Source organism: Kribbella sp. CWNU-51 (genome assembly GCF_054073265.1).
Window position 1 is genome coordinate 90,210 of sequence record NZ_JBSXMZ010000053.1, and the last position, 20,947, is coordinate 111,156.

Here is a 20,947-nt window from a genome sequence, read left to right on the forward strand (position 1 = left end):
TCTCACCCTGGCCAGATAGGCTCGCCGCGCAGGAGCGGATCGAGAGGCGGCGGGATCGCATCGACTAGCGCCGGCATGCCGACGGTCAAGACGTCCGGTGGAACATCGAGCCTGACACTTTCCCACCGTGAGCCAGGTGCGCTGTCCACTGGGGCAGCGGCATGTACCCAGTCCCGGTTGATAGTCGCGATGGCGGCAAGCTTGAGTTCCTCGGTCAGCCGCACGGCGACAAGGGTCCAGGCTCTATCGCGGAGCATGGTGTCGTATTCGTTGCGGGACAGATAGATCCTCAGGTTCCCCCGGCGTGTTGTCGTCTTGACCTCCAAGTGCAGGGTCTGCGCGTCGGTCGTAACCTGGATGTCGTAGCCGTAGCCATCAGATTCCTTGGCGACGTGAAGGACAGATACACCGGGTATTGAAGACAGCAGTTCGACGAGAGCTTGCTCACCTGCAGACCCCAGCCTGGCGCGTTCGGCTGTGTCCACTTTTCCCCATGCGGCCCGGATGACTGCGTGGGCCGCCTCTGGGCCGATGCCGAGCGCCTCCGCGGCACGCAGGGCGTCGTCTGGCAGCGACTCGGGGGAGCTGATCAGAGTGTCGGCGTCTCTGAACCAGAGACTCTCCACGACCGCGGCTTCGAACAGCGACGCTCGTTTTGAGCTGCGTGTCCCGGCGGTGCTGAGTAGCGCGTGGTCCTTCAGCCAGTCCAATGCTGCGGCGTACTGAGTTGGTGTGATGTCGGTGAAGGCGCTGTGTGTCGTGAAGAGAGCGCGGGTCCGGGCGAGGTCGGCTGCGGGGAGATGCTCGAGCCAGCGCGCTGCGGCCCTCAGGACGGGTTCAGGTGGAACTGGCACGAAGGTGCCCCATCAGGGCCTGCATGTCCCGCTGGTCGAGGCCTGCTCCGATGGCTGGCTCCTCGTCAAGGTCGGCCAGCTGCTGGACTGCTGGATCGTCCAGGATGCGTCCCATGAATTGGAGCTTCATCTCCAGGCGCTGGTTCACGATCTCGTCGATGGTGCCTGTACTGGTCAGCACGGTGATCTTGGTCTGCGTGTCGGGGCTCAGGCCGAGGCGGTGGATGCGGTCCAGGCTTTGCAGAAATCGCCCGGCGGCGAAATCGCGGTCGACATAGACGGCGTCATGACATTCGTGATGCAGGCTTATCCCTTCTCCGAGTGTCGCGGGATTCGACAACAGCACCAGGCAGTCCGGGTCCTTGCGGAACCGCGCGATCTGATCCTCGCGGTCCTCCGTGCCGCCATGGACTACGGCAGGCTGAAACTCCTTCAGGATCACCTCGAGGGTGGCCACGCTTCGGATGAATGTTGACCAGACCAGGGTCTTGCGGCCTGCAGCCGCATTCGCCGCAACGATTGCGAGTGTCTCGCGATACTTCGGCGACATCTCGTAGCTCGGGAGATCACGCATGAGGTCGAGCAGCGGTGAGCCTTCCGGGATGGAAAGGGGTGGGACCCGGTAGGCCAGTGGCTCGTACCTGGTCGTCCCGACGGCGAGCAAGGCTGGACTAATCGCAGCCATGAGCAGATAGACGACGATCCGGCCGATGGCCTCCAGATCGCCCTGTGACGTGGCTGCACGGGCCGAGTAGAGCCCTACCAGCGCCTCGTAGATTTCTTGATGCAGTGGCGGCAAATCGAGATACCGCTGCGTGACCGTCACAGGCGGCAGTTGGAGCTCGCCCTTCGTCGTGCGGGTGAACAGCGGGCGCAACACCTCGCTTGCCTGCGCGAGATCGCCACCCGCAACAGCCCTCACAACGGCTTGGCGTCCATACCCAGGCCAGACGAAGCCGAGCAGGTTCTCGAGGTCCCTCGCGCCGTTCGGAGCCGGTGTGCCGGTAAGAATCAGGCGCCGGCGCGCCCTAGGACCGAGCGCCATGCAGGCGGCGCCGTACACGCCCTCGGTCCCCAGCTTCATTCGGTGCGCCTCGTCGAGGATGAGCATGGACGGCTGGGCCGTCAGCCAACGGGCCAGCCCGTTGAGTGAGCCTTGAAGACGCTCGTAGTTCACAAGCAGTGCGTTCGCAGCCGGATCGATGCCGGAGGCAAGTACTTCCATATGAAGCGGATCGGCGAGGCAGAGCTGGTTCTCTTCCTGCCAGGCCTCATAACAGGACTTCGGCCCGACGATCAGCAGCCTGTTTACCTGACCTGCCTGCCGCAGTGCATGGAAGACGGCGAGGCCGACGCGTGTCTTGCCGGCACCCGGCACGGAGAAGTTGGCGCCGTGCCGTAGCGAGAGAAGCTTCGCGATATCCCGGCGCTGGAATTCGGTGAGCGGCCCTGCCCAGGCAGGCCCCAGGACCCTTGGAACATCGTCGGGTGATACCTCGGCGCTCTCGGGGATCGCCTCACCCTCAAGTCGGCTTCCAACGGATCGCGCATCCATGGTGGTGTCCCGTGCGAGCGCGGCGAGCTCGGGATCCCATGTCACCGTTTCCGGCTCAGGCCAGGCCGTCAGCTCCGCAAGATTCAGCAGGAGATCTTCGATCGCCAGGTCGACCGTTCCGTACGTCCGGAAACGCGCCGTCCGGAACCGGGTGGCGAGCCTGTGGAGATCCTCCTCCCGGCCCGATCCCGCACGCAGCCGCGCCGTCACCGCATCATCGCCCAGCGCGAGCTGCAAGCTCGGCACTGTCACGAACGGTCCTCGACCCTCTCGAGGAGCCAGGCGACTCCGTCACCGGGCTCAATGAACGTCCGGGCCGCTTCTCTGGCCAGCTTGCGCATAACCTCACGCAGACGCAGCACAGCGTCGTCGAACGCCGCCTCGTCTAGCGCCCGCGTAGCCCGAGCCTGCGCCAGCTCGCCAGCGCAAAGCTCGATGTCATCGCACGCGTCCGACAGCCGTTCGGGCGCCGCGAGGCGGCGCTGCTGCAGGCGAACATCGCGGCCTGCGGGGGTAAGTGCGCGGTCGAAGGCATCCTTTGCCTGCATCAGCGTGTCAGAGGCCGCGGCGACAGCGGCTTGGTCCGCGTGGCCTTGCTGGCTTTGGGCCTTGGCCTTCAACAGCGAATCCGTAAGCGCCTTGTTGACCTTCGCCGTTGGGGTCGTCTCGGGAACGGTCAGGTCCCCCAAGCCGGGAACGGCAACCGCGCTCGCCGACGATACCGATGGCTTGATGGCTTCCGGGAGCTTCGGATCCAAGTACTTGGTGTGGAAGTCCGCCTGAGCCAGCCGGACATCAGTCTTGGCGTAGCCCAGAACGATCATCGCCAGCCGCGATTCCTTCAGCGCTTCCGCTTCATCACGGTCGCTCGCCGCAGTCTTCGTGTACGCCCGATAAAGCTCCCGCAGCTTCTCCTGATGATCCTCGAAGTCCACCATGCGGAGAGCGGCTCCATCATCGGTCTGGCTGCGCGCGATGGCGTCCTTGATGACGGTGTAGACCCAGCGGTCCTGCTCGAGAGTCGCAGTCTTGACGTGGAAGTCTCTGGCGATGTCTTCTGGGCGCCGTCCCAGCTTGAGCTGCTCGTCGACGGCAATCAGCCTATTGATGTAGGAGTAGTCCCGCTTGTGCTCCTTGCGGAGCTGGAGCGCCAGCTCGACGGTGCTGATGTCATCCCATGTTGAGGTCTCCGGCAGGACGGCGACGCGGATGTACTTCTCACCGAGCTCGCGCAACCCAGCACACCGGGTGTTCCCGTTGACCAGCACACCGAACACGGTGATCAGGCCAGGCGTCATCTGGCCGAACGTTTCAAGGTTGTCACGCAACGCCTCGAAGTCTGGATCTATCTTGTCCGGGTCGGAAGGCTGCGACTTCAGCAGCCGGTCAAGATAGTCCTGGCTCGCCTGGCTCCACGGGTCTTCGTCGAGCGCACGATCGCGCTCTGGATCGAGCGTTCGCTGTGCCCGAATCCGGTGCGTGTCCGGGTTGTAAAACAGGAGATCGACCGGCATGGAGACGACATAGAGATGCCGCTGCTCCCCCCGCCACTCGATCGTCAGCTTCTCCCCGTTGGCCTTGCTCGCCTCCTCCAGCCGCTCCTTCACCATCGAATGAATCTGCGCACCCTGCGGCGGCACGTCGCTTCTGGTTGTCACGCCAGCCCCTTCCCCGATTCGTTCGGCGTCCGTGTAATCTTGCCAGCGATCACGAACAGTGAGAACCCATGACCCTGCAGCCGGCTTTTGCGGAGCTACCGTGAGTGTTCCTAGGTGGGACGATCCCACACTGAAGGCGGGCACGATGATCAAGGGCGCCCTGTGGCTCGCTGCCGAAGTTGGTGAGGGAGGGGTCTTCACCAAGGAGCAGGTACGGCAGGCGTTCCCAGGGATATCCCAAGCCGACCGGCGGATCCGCGACCTTCGCGACTACGGATGGGTAATCCACACCAACACCGACGACGCCTCGCTCGCGTCCGGGGAGCAGCGCCTCGTCAAGATCGGCATACCAGTGTGGGACAGCAACGCCCGCCGCGAGGCCACGATCACGACGATCTCGGCCAAGCAGCGCCAGGCCACGCTCGCAGCTGACAACTATCAGTGCACCACCTGCGGCATAGCCGGCGGCGAGCCCTATCCAGAGGCACCCCACCAGACCGCCGTTCTGTCCGTCACCTTGCGTAGCGTTGCTCTGCCGGACGGGACGGACGCCGAGCAGTTGGTGACGGTATGCAAGCTCTGCCGCGCCGGAACTGAGCGATCAGACCGTGCCGATATCGGCCGACTGCTCGCAGATGTCCGGAACCTCGACAAGGTCGACCAGGACCGGATCTACCGGTGGATGCGTCGAGCCCATCGAGGGCCCACACCACTCGATCGAGCGTGGACCACCTACAGGCGCATGCCTGCTCAGTCGAAGGAGCAGATCGTCAGAGATTTGGGCCTTGCCTGACGCTTCACCGATCTCGGCGCCGCGCGCCGACCACAGCAAGCGCTCAGCACTTGACGTCAGACAGGCTCGCATAGATGTTCGGGCGACAGCGACGACGGTCCGTGTACAGGCTGCGTACACGCGAAGTGTTGCTGTTCCGCCACCCCCGACGTCAGTACCCGTCGGGGGCGCCTTGCTGTCGCGAGTCGGTCGTCGTGCCGTAGGGGCCTGTCCGGGACATCCATAGAAACGAAAGTGTGTGTAAGAATGGTTGCGCCGCGGGCGGTGGCCTGTGGAAGTGAGCCCGGCAGCTTTCCGGACGGTGAGTCGGCCGGGTTTCGCGCATCTAAGCGTCGATCACGCGAAGTTCAATGCTCGAGGAGCGCGCACGGCGGTACCAGTCGCCACCCCTGGTATAAGCCCACCCGATGATGTCTGGAAGCCACAGCAGCGGCTCGCTGGACGGCTTCTCGTGGCGGTATGCGAGGCGGTCGTGGGCCCTTTCCTTCGCCAGAACGTCGCCGATGATCTGGCGGTCCTGGCGGTCCTGATCGCAGGACTCTATGGCAAGGCGCGCGGCGCCACGGGCGAGCAGGTCGGGGACCATCGCCCGCAGGCAATCATCCCGCGCTTCCCGATGTGGCCGACGGTCCAGAAGAGCGCGGTACAGCACCGCCTCGAGTTCGAGGTCGGCTACGGCGCTCAGGATCCGCCGACGTCTGCTGTCGCATTCCTTAGTCATGTGGATCCGCCGCTGGCCCGGCATGCGCAGCTGCTTCAGAGCACGGCGCGCATCCTCCAGCTTGTGCGGTCCGAGCAGGATCGCACAGACGACATAGTCGTGCTGCGTGGTTGATTCATCAACGAACGCGGACCGCGCGGCCACCGCTCCTCCTTCCCTCGATCTACTTGTCCGTCACCTGTTCGCCTCCCACGGTGATCGATTCACCCTGGGTGGGCAAGCAATCGGTGTTGGTTGTTGCGGCAAAACACAACATGTCTACCTAGACATCCCTCGCAATCTGCGTGACCTTGGTTGTCATGACAGAGGGCGAGAGGCCGGATAGCTTCGGCGACCGGCTCCGCGAGTTGCGCACCGCGAGCAGGCTGACACTGCGCGAACTCGCCCGCCAATCCGGCAGCGACTTCACGCACCTCTCGCGGCTCGAACGTGGGCGAGCGGGTCGCGAGATCAGCCGGGGCCTGCTCAGCCGCCTGGCCCAAGTGCTTGGTCCCGAGATGGGGGCGCGGCTCACGTCCGCCGCCGGTATGGTGACCCCAACAGCGGAACGGGTACTAGCCAACTTTCCGCATGCGCTGATTGAGCCTGCGCTATCCGATCAAACTGTGCCAGCGCTCCGGCGGATCGACGCTGGAGCGCTGGCGAGCTCGCTCTTCCAGCAGGCTCCGGGCCGCGGCATTGAGGGTGGCCGGGTGGATCCTGAGACCTTGGGTCGAACTCTTGGGTTGCGTCTGCAGGTGCGCTCTGGTGAGGACCGCCCGGCAGCGACATTTGACGGGGATGTGGTCACGATCTTTGATCCCGGCTCGCCTGGCGATGTTGCGGCCTCGCCGAGAGTGCGCTTTCTCGTGGCACACGCGGTCGCTCACGTCCTGATCGGACGACGGTCGTGCGCCTTTCCTCGGATGATTCAGGACGAGGAGCAAGCTGTCGACGTCGCTGCCCATCTCCTCTGTCCTCGATCCCTACTGGACCGCGCGGTTGAGACAGTCAAGCGGGAGCTCGAGGAAGATGCCCAGAACCCGTGGACCTTCCGATCGGGAGACGTCGTTGCGGCGGTCGCCGAGCGCCTCTCCGTACCCGGTTGGATGGCCCTGCGGCGGCTGGCTGAAGAAGCCCTGCTCGATGAGGACGCCATGCTCTACTACTTAGGGGACCAGCTGTGAATGCAGAAGAGCCGTTCAACACGGAGCTGCCAAGCCCGATCGGCCGACTCGAGCAGCTGCGTGCAGGCGCCAGTGAGGCCGTGGTCCGGGATCAAAAGCCGAGCGATGTACAGCTGCTCATGGCCCGGTGGGGCTCGCTCGAGGACGCGATCTGGGAAGCACTCCGACCTGACGCTCATCGACGGCTTCTCGTGCTCACCGGGAGCGCCGGCAGCGGAAAATCCGCAACCTTGAACCACTTACTGCAACGAGAGGCAGAAACTGCGGCCGGCCGAATCGGCGACCACCTCGCCGACGCCACCCACGCCGACGCGCCAGACAGGAACCAGGCCGAGCGCCTTGCGGAGTTCTTTACTCCGTTCGCGGACGGGTCACTAGAACCTACCCAGCCATGCCGCGCGATCGCGATGAACACCGGCATGGCACTTCGCTTCTTCACAGATCTCCCGGGGCTCGACGGAGCCCCGAAGCTGACCCATCTCGAGGCCCTGCTGCGCGCCCGCCTCAACCTCCCGCCGCTGCCAGGTGCGCCGACGCCGCCCGAATGGATGAGCGAGGGCATTCTGGTCGTCAACCTGGACCACCGCACTACGGCAGGGCCGCCCGGTTCCCTATTCGAGGACATCCTCAGCCGCTTCGACCCCTCCGACCCGGACGGCGTACTGGAGGGAACGCCGCGATGCTCAACCTGCGGTGTGCGGGACTGGTGCTGGCCGATGGCAAATGCGGCGCTGGTCGCCAGCGAAGAGGGGCGCCGCGCGCTCAACATTGCTGCCGGTGACGTAGCCCTGGCCCGCGGCCGGCAGCTTGCCCCCCGGTCGCTCTGGGATGCTGCAGCTGAACTCGCGCTCGGCGGCCTCGACCTCAGCGGAGGGGATGGCCGTGACCCGTGCTTTGCGATCGCTGATCTCGCGGCGGCGAGGGACGAGTCGCTGCTCCTCCACGCAATGGCCTGCAACGGCGCCCTTGGACCTGTGCTGCTTGAGGACGGGATGCTTGCTCCTTCCAGCCCTGGGAGTCTGGTTGCAGAGATAGCGTCTCGGGATCCAAGCTATGAGGCGTCATTTCCGGCCCACAAGCTGATCGCCGATGCGGGGCTGGATCCGGATGCTGACGCGGATCTGCTCCTCAGTAATCTCCGTGGTGGCTTGGCAGAGCCTCACCCAGCTGTCGTCCGAGCGGCGGACGCACTCCGGCACGGCCGTACGACATCGCATGGAGGCGAGAGAGTCTGGGGACGTGTCGTGGCTAGAGCGGCCTGGCTTGGCGGCCATCTTGAAGGGCGTAGCGGGCTGTCCGAAGACTTCGCTGACGCGCTCGCCGCGCAGGCTTCGAATGCGACCGAGTTTGATGACTCACCCCAGGGCCGCGCCCTCGAGCTGGCTTTGGGAACCGTCGAGGAGGGACTTGCGATTGTCTTTGGTCTGGCAACGGGTCTTGAGCACTACTACCCGACATCGAGCCCTTCGGCGGATGCTGCTGCGGATCTGATGGTGAGAGTCCGGCTAATCGAGGAGGGCTGGCTCAAGACACGGCCGGATCCGGTCACGCAGCACAACCCTGTGGGGTCGTCGCTCGTCAGGTACCGGCCGCTGACTATCTCCCTTGAGCTGGACGACCCGACGAAGAGCTCGCATACGCCGCCGAGCTCTGCACGGGCTGCGCACCGCTCTATCGCAGTCGACTACCCGCTATGGCAGCTCCTCCGAGAGGCCGCACGCGGGGCTGCGCCATCTGCCATCGACCTGGAACGGTTCCTCGCGCTGCGGCAGGCCATTCGCGTGGTCGGCGTCCGCGCCGCGGCGGAACCGGATCGGCCTTTGCTCGTTCGTGAGCGCGGGCCGGGGGGCCGGAAATTCCGAATCGTCACTCGAAACGCGGCTGCCCGCGTTCTGCGAGCCACGGAGGCACTATGAGTGAGAACGTAAGAGCCGCCCTCGAGTCCGTGAGCTCCCAAACCGGTGTTGACGTTACTTTCAATGGCACACACCTATCGGTCGCCGGGAGAATCGTTCCCCTGCCCGTTCAAGACGCAGGCATGGACAAGGGCAAGCCGATGCTGCGCGGCGAGAAGAGCGATCTTCTTGGAATAGCCGGCCTGCTGCCAACCGTGCCGCACGGTGATGACCGCGATAAATTGCTATGGCACATCATCGCCGAGTCAGCACCTAAATCGGCGGGTCCATTGCTGGATGACTTTCGCCTAGCTCAGCAGCTGCCCAGCCGCCTCGGCCTCGGCCTTGAGGCCTCGCGGGTAGCTGCAGAGGCTCTGAAGCAGCGGTTCTTCAGCAGCAGGACAGCCTCGACAATGCTCGCAGTCCATGCGGCTCTGCCCCTCAACTACCGGCACGCGCGCTTACGCAATGGCAAGTCCATCCCGGTCGGCTACAAGATGTTCGACGGTAAGGTCTTGCCGTACCTGCTTTGGGATTCCGGGTCCGACGGCATAAGCGAGCAAGTCATTCAGAGTTTGCTGGACGGAGCCGCCACCTCTAACGAGTTGACGATCCTGGACCGCCGGTTCCTCGACATCGCGCTGGAGGAAGCACCTCGTCCGAACGCGGTACCCGACGCCCGAGAGCTCGTCAGCCGGTACGAGAAGGAGCTTGCGGCCGAGTTCCAATCCCGAGGCGGCCCCTTTTGCGAGCCGAGCCTCGCACTCTTCAGGCGAGATCTCGAGACCGTTCTCGCTACTGAACTACCTCGCCCCGAGCGCGCCGAATGGCTCACGATACTCATCAGCCTGCACCTGGCGCTGCGCCTCTACCGGATCGCCGTCGCCCTAGGAGGCGACATTGACCGCGTCATTGCTGCATCTGCACAGATCCCGCCACCGCCCGGCGCGCAAGGCTGCTCCTGCATAGGCCGCGACCCAGAACAGTTACAGTCGTGCGCGCTAGCCGGCCTGCTGCGGTTCCGCACTGGAAGTGGCCATTTCCGGCGCGTCCAAGGAACCGACGGCTGCCGGGCGGCCTATGTCGAAGTCGACCGCCGAAGATTGCTCGATCTCCTGCCGACGCTTATCACGCGCAACCTCGCGAGCCGCGCATGGCAAGCCCTTGGTGGCGGCGCCGCTGCAGAAAGGAATGACATGCGAGCCCTGGCAATTGCCCTCGGCTCCGACCGGGACCTCAGGCGATCGATGGGCGCCGCAGCGGCAGCGATGGCTGTCCTCCACCATGACGCCTGCAGGAAAGGGGAGTCGACGCGTGAGGAGCTGGAGCACGCCAGCCGAACTAGCGACACGCTGCCCGGCCTTCACGCTCTGCGCGAAGACATCCGGCATATGCGAAGCCGCGACCTACGGCGGATCAGCAGTTCTGTCGTCAACTCACTCATGCTGAAGGGGACAGTCGGACGCGGATCACTGATCTCACGCAATGGCCCTAGCTACGGCTACTTCGAGATCGACGAGCAGCTTCTTGTCCTCCTAGTGCGCCTCGTATGCGTGGACCGTGAGGTGCCATTTGACACATTTCTGCGCGAACTGCGGGCCTACGGTCTAGCACCACAAGATGACACTGAGCGAGATGCGCTCGCGAACACTCTGGAACGACTGGGATTGCTCGACAGGTACTCGGACGCCGGGGAGGCATCCTTTGTTCACTACGCCTGACTCGGATCTGCGGTTTGCGGCCAACCTAATTGCCGACGCGCTTCTCAGCGAGGCCGCGGCATCCACAGGGCACCGCCGCCTGCTCCTCCGCACTTTTCTCGACGTCACGCCGGACGCGATATTCGCAAGCCTGTCGGATCGAATGGACCCGAACGCGTTCGTCACAATCAGCGCCGGCCGAGAGCCAGTGACACTTCATGCGATCACACTTCCTGGAGATGAGCCGGGAGATCGTCGACTTCTCGTTCCATATCTAGTCGGAGAGGCTGGCGCGAACAGCGGAACTGCTGGGTTTGCTGCTCTGCTCCGGGACGAGGTTCCTAGCGGCGACGGACGCCACGTCCTTCTTATCCTCGATGCGACGCCCGTCGAGACTGTTCGCACGGCCGCAGAGGACGCGGCGACACTCCACAGCCTGCAATGGCGGACACTGGCGCATGCCGCCGTCGCCGGTGCGCGCGCATCGCTGAGGCCATTGCTCGCTGCGATCCTCGCAGACGACAATGCGTATGGACGGCTGCCTCGAAATCACATCGCGCTGGGCGCATTGCGGCGGCTGGCGCAGCTTCCCGACGTCATCCAGGCGGGAATCGCACTCCAGGAGCTGGGCTGCTACGTCGCTGATCCTGAGGCTTACCGCGATCCGACCCGCCGACTTCGAAAGGCCGCCAAGTGGCGCGTCACGCTTGAAGGATGGCTCGCTCCGGGACAGGACTTTGAGAAGTCGCTTGCTAACCGCTACCTCGACGGGAGCGCCCCTGGTCTAGGTCGCGTGCTCGCCTCTCGCACGCCCTTCGGCCTCAACTACTCCGGGTTCACGCTTGACGACCTTCCAACGGACCAGCCCAAGCGAAGGCCATTGCGACTGGCCTATCCCCTCGCCACGACGAACGCAGTCTGCGCCTCGCTAGGCAACCGAGCCATTGTGTGGAAGCCCAAAGGGGGGTCCTTCGGCGTGTCTCTCGCCGCGCCGGCATCAGCGGATGCCAGCGCCTCGGTCACCTGGTCCGGCAGCGGCGCCACCGTGGACCTTCCAATTGCTGCAGGCGACCGAGAGATCCGGCTTAGCGCGGATGGGACAGGCTGGCGATTCGGCCGCCTCGATCTACCGTCGGGTCTGAGTGCGGAGCTCGCGGTCTTCCTGGACGAAGGTAAGTGGGCTCCATTCGAAGCGGGCCTCGACCTCGATCTCGATTCTGCCGCCTTTCGTGGCAGCAGCCAGATGCGCCTCCTAGCATTGGGCCCCGGCGGCGAGCTCGCCGGACAGCCCGCACTCGAGCGGCCAAGTGAATCAGCCGCGGACGGTGAACTCGAGCACTGTCGTGCAGTCATGCTGGGCGAACGCCACCCAATAGATCTTCTGATTGAAGAAGAGACGACCGGCAACGGCTTCGACGGAGACCTGCCAGGATCCGGAGACGAGCAGGCTCCATCCGACGACCCCGAATCGACCGAACCCGACACCGAGTCAGTGTCTGATCTGCACGCACCACAGGCGGCGTCGGTAGCTCACGCCCGGCTGGCCGCCAGCCGGGCAGGGCAAGAGCTCGGACCGGCAGACTTCTTCGTAACCACTGATGACGATGGACGCCGCACCGGCAACATCATCACTCCGGGCAGGTTTGACCTAGTGCCTCAGCGGCTTGCCCAAGGTCTTGAGGGGCTTGAGTTGGAGCGCCAGATCCTTGACAACCCGCGCACCACCGCATTCGTTGTGACTCGCACAAGCGAAGGAGCGAAGCTCGACCGCCATCCACACCTTGACACGCTAGACGTGTCAGGCGTCCCCGGCTTCAACGATTTCCTTGCGGCCCGTGAGACATTCTTCGGCGCCGTAGGGCCGAAGGGATCCGTCCACGCAATGGTGGCCGGCGTGGGAAAGGCGGAAGTGCAGGCGTACCTCGAGACATATTCGGCATTGCTCGACGCTGTCTTGGCAGGCGGGCGCTTTTCCGCCGAATACGAGAAGATCTTCCTCTGTGATGCGGTAGCTGACGGGGAGTCAGGCGAGCTGCTGATTGCCCCGACGAGCCCGCTCAGCGTTGCATACTTGCTTGCGCTGGGCGACAAATTCGACACATGGCTCCACAGAGCCAGCGAGGTGCTCCGCGAGGACATCGAAGCATGCACCATGCGCCACCTAGTCCCATACTTCTCACTTGACGGCGACTGGTACGAAACAGGCGCCCCTGCGCCGCTGCTTTGGCGACGCTACCGCCCAACGTCCGTGGGCGTGTCGAGCGACCAGAGGCCTTCCTACATCGCCCGCAGGATGAACCACTTCATGCGGGTCCACCCCGAATATCGAGACGTACGCCAGCGACTCTCGCTCGCGTTCCATGAGCCCGGCGACGGAGCTGTGATCTTGGACGCGTTACGAGCACTGGTCCGCCCGAGCGCGAACGGAAAGACGACGGACCCCGTACCACGTTTGGCAGTCACCATTGTCAGCTCAAGCAAAGCAGCTACGAGGATCGAGGCCCTAGTCTCTGGCGAAGTGCACTCGGGTGAAGCCGACACACCTACTGACCGTCTCCTGCAGGACAGGCTGGAGGTGGTTCGCGTAACTCCAGAGGAAGGAGTGGCTGGATTCGCGCACTTGTCCTTCGTATTTGAGTCAACCCTGTTGCGGCAGCCCGCTGCCGTCGACCTCAACGCGCGAGCAAGCACCCTCTTCGCCGACGGCCTTGCTGCAGTTCCCGGCAGATACATCGAGCCAGGGCGCAACGAGACCACATTCATGTGGGGCACCTTCACGGGCTCGGTGCACAGCGGGGGGTGGCTTCCAGGCCTGACGCATAAGACGCTCGAGCTCGTCAGTGGGATGCCGCGAGACCCAATCGCGCTCGGCCGCACCCGCATGCCGTCCGCGCGCGTTGGGCGCGACTTCCTTGCGAATCTCTACCGCGGCAGCGCCTGGGTAGTTCACCTCGACAAGCTGCTCGGGCTCGAGGCCTTCGCGCCCGACGCGGCAGGGCGGCACGCGCGGTATCTCATCGACTACGAGGACCGGCTCGATCTCACGCAGCCGGGCCTCGACGCAATCACTGCCACGGACCGCGTGGAGCCCTACCGCCGAGCGTTAAGGCAGGCGCTAACTGAGCTCGGTCGTCCCACAGAGGCAGGCCTCGACCGGCTCCTGCAACTATTCAATGGCGTTAGCGGGCGCTGGGCACTTGACCTCGTCGGTGCCAATCCAAACGACTTGCATGAGCGGATTGGACTGGCGTGCGCCATTGCCGCGGTGCATGACCTGGAAGGAGGGCTCCATGCTGACGGTCCGGTCGGCGTAATCGTTCCAATGGACGAGATGCTTGACGCGCTGCCCCCCGGCGCGCGACCCAGCAAGGACCGCATGTGCGACGATTTACTGTACGTTCGCATCCCGGACAGCGACACCGGCACGATATTGCTGCAAGGGCGCCTGCTCGAAGTGAAGTATCGCGGTTCGACCGATCCGAGCGCTGCAGCGTACGCTCGACGCCAGCTTGAGCGAGCCCACAAGTGGCTGCTAACCACATACGCTGATAGGGATACCCCTCAGCGAGCGTTCCGGGCGCGCGATCTGTCGGAACTGTTGCGTGCAGCTGCGACCCGAGCATCCGCCTTCGGTCTGATCCGGCCCGACGACCGTGCAGCATTGGAACCCGCGTTCGAGGCAATCTCGCGAGGGGATTTTGAGCTCAGACTCGACTATCGCGCAGGTCCCGCCAGCCTCAACGGCGATTTCATCTCCATTGAAGGCGACAGCGGGGCGCCCGTGCACAGGCAGCTGCTCGCTGGCGCTGGGCTGGCGCTCGGGCACGTGCGCCTCGGACGTCCCGCACTCGAGGCGATCGCCGCGGGCAAACCAATTCCACGATCCGAGTCGCTTCCCGATGTCAGGTACGGCGGCGAACACGACGACGAATCGGTCCAACAGGAGCCGAGCTCACCCGCACCCCCAGGTCCAGGTCCGGCCAATCGACCCGTCGTTTCAGCACCAGCAGACACAGCGGCTCCATCGCCGCAACCTAGACTTGTGGACGAGCCAGCCGAATCGACGCTAACCGAGGTTGGGATCATGTCGAGTCGACTGGACGCTGCCTTCGCCAAGTACGGCTTAGCGGTGGAACCGTTCAACGCCGCTCCTGCCCAGGTCGGTCCCAGCCTGGTCCGGTTCCGCACCCGGACCTTGGGCCGCTTGTCAATCACCGCAGTTGAGGGCCGAGCGCGGGACATCGGCAGGGAGATTGCGGCCCCGGGGGAGGTTCAGGTGGGTGACGAGCCAGGCTTCGTTACGGTGGATGTGCCGCGCACTGAACGCGACACAGTTCCGCTCGCGTCTGTTCTACCCATCCTGGACAGCAGCCCCGGCAAGCCAGGCGCTCTCCAATTCATCGCAGGTGTAGCGCCCAGCGGTCGCATCGAAGTATCCGACTTGTCGCGGCTCCCTCATCTGCTCGTCGCGGGCGCAACAGGTTCCGGCAAGAGCGTCTTTCTGCGCGGGATGCTGCTCGAGTTGCTTCGGGCGCGAACTCCCGAACAACTCCAGGTTCTAATTGTCGATCCGAAGCGTTTGGACTTCGCCGCGTTCGCCCGCGCCCCCCACGTGCGAGGCAATGCGATCATCTTCGACCCGAATGAGGCGCTGGACCTCCTCGCAGCCACGCTTGAGGCGGAGATCACGCTTCGGCAGCCAATCCTGGAAGATGCCGGTGTCAGCTCGGCCGCGGAATACTACGAGATGGGAGGCCGTCTCGAAGACCTGCCCCAACTTGTGATCCTAGTCGACGAGTTCGCGGATCTGGTCCTCGCCGGTTCGGATCGAAGGGCGTTCAGCGAACTCATTCAGCGCTACGCTCAATTGACCCGCGCCTACGGCATCTTCCTTGTCCTTGCTACACAACGGCCCAGCGTCGACGTTGTGTCAGGAAGTATCAAGGCCAACCTGAGCGCGCGTATCGCCTTCTCCTTACCAAGCGGCACGGATTCTAGGACCGTGCTGGACCGCAACGGGGCCGAAGATCTTCTGGGCGACGGCGACCTCCTCTTCTACCGCAACGGCCGAATCGAGCGGCTGCAGGCACCGCTTACGACGCTGAAGGACGTAAGGAAGGTCATCTTGTGATGCGAAGATCGGCCCGAATCCTGGCCCGCCGGCTAAGACAGAATCCTCTACATGGCGGAGGAGCTGACTCTCTGAGCGGCGGGATCGTCGTATCCAGTCTCGATCGACTTCGGTACCCGTGAACTCAGGCAGCCGGGCCGGGACGCGCCGCCAAAGTGACTAAGAGGTCGTCGGGACAGCGGACCTGGTTCAGCCGCTGCAAACCCGCTGAGCCACTGCGCTCGCTCGTTGTGTCCGTTCCTTTCTGATCGCGTTCCGGAAGGTCTCCGCCAACCGCGCCGGCCCAGCGGTCGCCAGCGTCTGTTCGATCCGGCGAGGGAAGATTGAACAAGCCTTCCTTCAGCATCAGGCGGCCAGTGGCGACCGCTGGCGTGGTGTGCGACTCTCGCAAGCCGCGGAAGTGTTGTGCCGTCTAGATCATGTTGATTTCGCGAAGGGCAGGTCCCGAGCCCGGTCGAGTATTGACGGTTACGACATGCCCACTGGGGCGGGGCTGGCTAGCCACGATGGGAGTACTGCATAGCAAACGAACCAGGGTGGCTGCTCACCAAACGGATTGCTTGTCTCTACCAGGATCATCCGGCCGGCGGAGTGGTCGAGTATCCAGGCGGACCGACAGAGAACGTTCTTGCTCACAATCGGCACGACGGTGAGTTTAGGCGGCAGCGGATGCGAGGAACTACTCTGTAGGTCGCACGTCGCGGAGCGATGTACGCGGCGGCCGTTCCCGTCCGATTTGGTTCGGCGTGACCGTGCGGATCGGCATCCGACTGGATGCGTATCGTCTACACACCACTCGGCTTGCCGCGGGAGCTGGACTAGGAAGACCCCGGACGAGAATGGGCGACCCGGGCAGCTTGGAGGCTGTCGCCAGTCGCGGTCCGCTATGCCATGACGGTGTCGGCCGCCTCGATCCGCGCCTGAGCGAACATTGACTTCACGGCGACGGCCAATGCATCTACTTGCTCGAGTACCTCGCTAGGCTCGCCGGAGAGGTCGAGCGTGCGGACAACCAGCTCCTTCTGGAGTGCCGAGATCTTGTGCGTCACCTGTGGCGCTTCACCTGCCGCATAGATCAATAGACCACGCCGGAGTTCAGCGGCCACTGTGTAGGCGAGGACCTGGTAGAGGTCCGGATGATTGATGCCCTCAACGGCAACCCGCTTGTACTTCACATCCCCGACAAACAGACATTGCCCTTCACGCCACCACGAGACGTCCGGTTCAAGACGGACTTCTCGTGCGTCGTCGAGACGTAACTGTCGGCCACGAGCGCCTTGTGGGAAATCGCGCTTGTTCAGCCCAAGGGCCTCGCGCAGTGCGATGACGACGAAGTCCTCAAAGACCTTGTTCATGTCGAGAAGGACCGCCGAGGCCGTCACGTGGCCGTGCCGGATCTCGAACGTCGTGTTTTGGATGATCATGCGGGCCAGTCGCAGCGCTGGTTCGTAGTGCGCGTTGAGCCGCGTGATGATGGGCTCCGGGACGGCGCGTGGGTCGTATCGCACCGCGGCTACTGGCTCGAGTTGCGCCTCGAGGCGTCGCATCCGCACTCCATAGGCCGGCGACCGAGGACGCAGGGTTCTCAAGATTCGGGTCGCTGCTTTGAGTAGGCGGTTCTCCTCGATGTCTTCCGTGAACTCGTCCCATCGGACCTGGATTGGGAGCGGAATTGCTTGCCGCCGGCGAAGCTGTTCGTCGAACTGTACGCGGCCGCGAACGCCCATCAACGCGTCTTCAACGCTCAGGTACCCCTGCAGGAGTCCTCGTCGCAGCGCCGACTCTGCGAGGGACAGGAAGCTCGGGATGACGGCGTCGACGATCGACGCGTGCGCCTCGTACGTAAACGAGGTCGGCCTCCAGTGCTTAGGGTTGAGTGTGTACGACAGCAGAAACAGCAGACGATCGAGCGGGATCTTTGGGTTGATGACGACATCGAGGCCGTTGGTAGTGATCGCCCCGATGACTGCTCCAGGGACAAGGTCGAAGTGCCCCCCGCGGCCAATCGTCGGCGTGATGCGCAGGCTCGGAACAGCCTGCCGCAAGCCGTCGACGTCTGACTCACTGAGCGCGACGCTTGCGCTTGGTTCGTACTCTCTAAGCGTCAGCTGGCGGCGCTTGCTCATCGTCGCTCACTAACGAGTCGTCATCCGTGGGCGTCAGGCTGGCCGCTTTCGCCTTGGCCCGTACCACATTGAAGCCATACTCGGCTAGCCGGTCCTCCTCGCCGAGGAACTGATCCTCGAGATAGGGCAGAACGGAGTGCTCCCAGGTGAGCTGTACCCACCGCTCGTCGAGGGTCTCCTTGAGGAAATGACTGGGGCCGATGCCGAGGTTCGGATCCGGCAAGCTGTCGTTAACTGCATCCACCGCATCCGCAACCCATTCCAGCGCAGGTTTGTTGTGTTGCAACCAGCGTCGCAGCAAGCCCGCGACCGGAGGTCGGTTGGGGTAGAACGGCACGAAGTGGAATCGTCTCCTGAGCGCTGCATCGAGCAGAGCGATGGTCCTGTCGGCAGTATTCATGGTGCCGATGATCCACACATTCTCCGGCATCGAGAACGGCTCGTTCGAGTACTGAAGCGTCATGGATTCGCGACGGTATTCGAGCAGGAAGTACAGCTCACCGAAGATCTTCGCGACGTTGCCGCGGTTGATCTCGTCGATGATCAACACGTAGATGTGCTGCGGGTCGAGGCGCGCCTGGTCAGCGATCCGCAGCAGGGGCCCGGGCTGGAGACTGAACCCGACCGTGCCCGCCTGTAGCACGGGCCGGTATCCGTGCACGAAGTCTTCGTAGGCGTACGACGGATGGAACTGCACAATCTCGACTCGGCTCATGTCACGGGCGAAGAACCGTGCGAGCGCTCTGGCAATGTAGGTCTTCCCGGTTCCTGGTGGTCCATAAAAGATCACCTGACGCTTGTCTCGCAGGAGCTGCTCCACTTCCAGTAGGTAGTCCTCTGGCTGTAGATGAAGCTGCTTTCCCAGGTCAACCAGCGTGTTCGCGCCCGACTCCGATTCAGGCTCGTCGACGAGAGCCAGCAGGGCGTCCCACTGCTCGTTGGTGACCTCGAAGTTCGTCGCCTGTGCCATTTTCAGTATCTGCAGGTCCTTCAAAATGGGGTGATCCTGCAGGTCTGTCTTCATTATCGGTGTTTCGAGGACTCGGGTCAGCCGAAGCGGCACGCGCCAGCTGGTGTGCTCCTCGGTTGGCTGCATCCAGTCCGGCGCCGTGTCTTCGAACGGGACACCAGTCAGTTCTGCGAGCGCGAGGACGCCAGCGCGCGATCCACCGGACCAGAGGGCAACGACATCGCCCGGGCGCATCCGCTTGCGGTATCTCGTCGCCGTCCAGGTGTCCTCGTCGCCGACTGCCCACGTCTCCAGGTTCTCAGCGAGATCCCACCTGTCGGGCACAGCCTGGAACAGCCAACGCTCGGGACTAGTGGAGGACCAGGGTGATTCGAGCGGCCACGTGTCAATGAAGTCATTTCTGAGCCGTTGAGCGAAGGTCGCGTCAAGGGGATATAGGTAGCCTTGCTTTACGGCGCCCGAGGCGGCGAACGGTCCCACCCCGGCGGCCCTGCCGGCCACGTCAGTGATCGAAATGGGCGTGTCGATCGGGTAGTAGGTCACCGGCGCGAGGTGTCCTTCCTCGTCCCCCGGTCGAGTGGCGGTGGCACCAGGCCTGGCTCGTCTCTCAGGCCATCCAGTGACCTGGCCGATGGCCTGAATCGCGGAGTTCGCGTAGTGGATGACAACGTGGCCAGGGCGCAGACGGGACACGTTCGTGTGGTGTGCCACGCTGTAGCCTGCCTGTGTCTTGATCGGTGCCCACACGAACCCTCCGGCGCGCTCCTGACTGTAGTTGCTGCCCTGGTTCACCCACCACGTGTGGATGAGGCGTTCTACCGGCTCATCGGCGTCGACGCGGTGCACTACGTACAGAAGCCCGCTTTGAGTCTGCAGACCGCCATGCGGCGCCGTCGGTTTGTCGATATGGGCCAGGTTGTCGGCCGCCCAACCGGGTGGAAGTTCTTCAAAGTCGGTCAAACGGAAGAAGAAGCTGCAGTCGGACTTGCTGTAGTAGTCAGGACGATCAACGTCGTCAATGGCCTCACCACTGCTTGAGATGTCGACCACGCGCGCCCGAGTGCACCGAGCCTCGCTTGGGTCTGACCCGGTTTCATAGAGGTACGCGAAGACGTCCGCACCACCCTCGAGCTCGATCCGGTACATCCGCTCGCGCTGGTCTGCCGGTGGCTGACTGCCGATGTAGCCCCACCAGACACTGCCCCGCTGCTCAGCAATCGTGCGATGAGACTCGATGGTGGCTGGATTCCGGCTTGGTGACCATTTCAACAACACGTGCATCAATGCCGGCCCAGACCACGCCGCCATGGCGGCTGCCGGATCCGTGATCGACAGCCGCAGAGGCTCGGTCGCGTATCCGATGCCCGGGATTAGACGCCCAATCAGCGCATACGCAAAAGCGACCGGCCCAGACTGGTACGTCTCCCCGCGTTCGACCAACTGTCGCCAGAGATTCTCTACCGCCGATGCGGGGATGCTGCTCGCACCATCGCTGCCCGTGGGCAGCGCCGAACGTCGCCGGATCGCCAACGGTGTGACCTCGACGATCGTGTTGGGCACCTCGCGGTCCAGCGTCAGTATTCGCTCACCACTCAGTCGATGCATCCACGCGCTGTCGATGATCTGCGCCCAGACGTTCTGCCAAGATCGCTCCACCATGCAGTGATTGTTGCAGCTCAGATCACATACGTCACCGATAGCACCACTCATGGTTCGCGAGCTCGGCGCGGGGCCGACCTCCCAGTTTAGTTCTGGGCCGGATCGTGCGCTGCGCCAGAGGGAAGGTTTCGAGCCGGAGTACTTGACCTAGTCAAAGGATGCGGCGGCCGCTGATGTCGGTTTAGAGATCTGGATTATGAAGTGATGTGCAGGCCATTGGCCGGTTGCGTCGAGCAACAACTCAATTTGGCCCAATCCGCCGGCGACATAGATCCGCGCCGACCACTATTGTCTGACCAAGCAACCCGGAGTTCCGGATAGAAGGCGCGCTACCATTCCGCGCACGTCCTGACGCTGCTCGGCGCCGACTTCCGTCACGCACTTGTCGCACGAGGCCACCCCAACCGCCGAGCGACTTGGCCGATCCAGCGAGCTGCTGTGGAAGATCGCCGGTGCGGCGTTCCGGGTCGAGTGCTTATGGCTTCAACGGGGGCAAATCGAGTTTGAGCGTCTGCCGCATCGCAGCCTGGACTGGGCATATGCGTATCCCACACGGATCGAAGTGACCGCTTTCGGAGCGCTTTGGCAGCGTGATCACTAGATCGTGGAACCGGCGACCGTTGCCGGTCTTGCTCGTGAATGCCCCTCAAGGCCCAATACCGTTCAGTTAAGATGACAGTCGTGTAGTTTGGGTGCATGCCGCGGGCGGGTTGGAAGAA

The 20,947-nt window shown here is 63.7% G+C and carries 11 protein-coding genes; 5 read left to right on the plus strand and 6 right to left on the minus strand.

Annotation, left to right across the window (positions count from 1 at the left end):
• Positions 1 to 2: 2 nt before the first annotated feature.
• The 3 genes from ACXC9Q_RS38830 to ACXC9Q_RS38840 form a co-directional block, all read right to left on the minus strand.
• Positions 3 to 710 (minus strand): DUF3883 domain-containing protein, encoded by a 708-nt coding sequence (locus ACXC9Q_RS38830; protein WP_457061774.1) that lies wholly within the window; start codon positions 708 to 710, stop codon positions 3 to 5.
• Positions 711 to 837: 127 nt separating this feature from the next.
• Entirely contained in the window at positions 838 to 2,661 is a 1,824-nt protein-coding gene (locus tag ACXC9Q_RS38835) for a DEAD/DEAH box helicase (protein ID WP_457061775.1), read from the minus strand.
• Positions 2,658 to 4,067 (minus strand): hypothetical protein, encoded by a 1,410-nt coding sequence (locus ACXC9Q_RS38840; protein ID WP_457061777.1) that lies wholly within the window; start codon positions 4,065 to 4,067, stop codon positions 2,658 to 2,660. The genes ACXC9Q_RS38835 and ACXC9Q_RS38840 overlap by 4 nt, the downstream gene beginning before the upstream one ends.
• A 100-nt stretch (positions 4,068 to 4,167) precedes the next feature.
• Here ACXC9Q_RS38840 and ACXC9Q_RS38845 point away from each other — a divergent pair, with 100 nt between their 5' ends.
• Positions 4,168 to 4,860: a hypothetical protein gene (locus ACXC9Q_RS38845; RefSeq protein WP_457061778.1), complete on the plus strand. Its 693-nt coding sequence runs from the start codon at positions 4,168 to 4,170 to the stop codon at positions 4,858 to 4,860.
• A gap of 325 nt (positions 4,861 to 5,185) precedes the next feature.
• On the opposite strand, the gene ACXC9Q_RS38850 is transcribed toward ACXC9Q_RS38845, so the two are convergent.
• Complete coding sequence (locus tag ACXC9Q_RS38850) at positions 5,186 to 5,725, minus strand: hypothetical protein (RefSeq protein WP_457061779.1); 540 nt, start codon at positions 5,723 to 5,725, stop codon at positions 5,186 to 5,188.
• A gap of 155 nt (positions 5,726 to 5,880) precedes the next feature.
• Between ACXC9Q_RS38850 and ACXC9Q_RS38855 the strand changes: the two genes are divergently transcribed.
• The 4 genes from ACXC9Q_RS38855 to ACXC9Q_RS38870 all read left to right on the plus strand — a co-directional run bounded on the left by ACXC9Q_RS38855 (position 5,881) and on the right by ACXC9Q_RS38870 (position 15,473).
• Positions 5,881 to 6,747: a helix-turn-helix domain-containing protein gene (locus ACXC9Q_RS38855; RefSeq protein WP_457061781.1), complete on the plus strand. Its 867-nt coding sequence runs from the start codon at positions 5,881 to 5,883 to the stop codon at positions 6,745 to 6,747.
• The gene (locus ACXC9Q_RS38860) at positions 6,744 to 8,663 is read left to right on the plus strand and encodes a hypothetical protein (protein ID WP_457061783.1); all 1,920 of its coding nucleotides are present in this window, start codon (positions 6,744 to 6,746) and stop codon (positions 8,661 to 8,663) included. Before ACXC9Q_RS38855 ends, ACXC9Q_RS38860 begins: the two co-directional genes overlap by 4 nt.
• A gap of 122 nt (positions 8,664 to 8,785) precedes the next feature.
• The gene (gene dptG, locus ACXC9Q_RS38865; RefSeq protein ID WP_457061784.1) at positions 8,786 to 10,363 is read left to right on the plus strand and encodes a DNA phosphorothioation-dependent restriction protein DptG; all 1,578 of its coding nucleotides are present in this window, start codon (positions 8,786 to 8,788) and stop codon (positions 10,361 to 10,363) included.
• A complete protein-coding gene (locus ACXC9Q_RS38870) occupies positions 10,347 to 15,473 on the plus strand; it encodes an FtsK/SpoIIIE domain-containing protein (RefSeq protein ID WP_457061785.1) in 5,127 nt (1,708 codons plus the stop codon). Before dptG ends, ACXC9Q_RS38870 begins: the two co-directional genes overlap by 17 nt.
• A gap of 884 nt (positions 15,474 to 16,357) precedes the next feature.
• On the opposite strand, the gene ACXC9Q_RS38875 is transcribed toward ACXC9Q_RS38870, so the two are convergent.
• Together ACXC9Q_RS38875 and ACXC9Q_RS38880 are read right to left on the minus strand one after the other, a co-directional pair.
• Positions 16,358 to 17,599: an McrC family protein gene (locus tag ACXC9Q_RS38875; protein ID WP_457061787.1), complete on the minus strand. Its 1,242-nt coding sequence runs from the start codon at positions 17,597 to 17,599 to the stop codon at positions 16,358 to 16,360.
• Entirely contained in the window at positions 17,571 to 20,228 is a 2,658-nt protein-coding gene (locus ACXC9Q_RS38880) for an McrB family protein (RefSeq protein ID WP_457061788.1), read from the minus strand. The genes ACXC9Q_RS38875 and ACXC9Q_RS38880 overlap by 29 nt, the downstream gene beginning before the upstream one ends.
• Between the last annotated feature and the right edge of the window lie 719 nt (positions 20,229 to 20,947).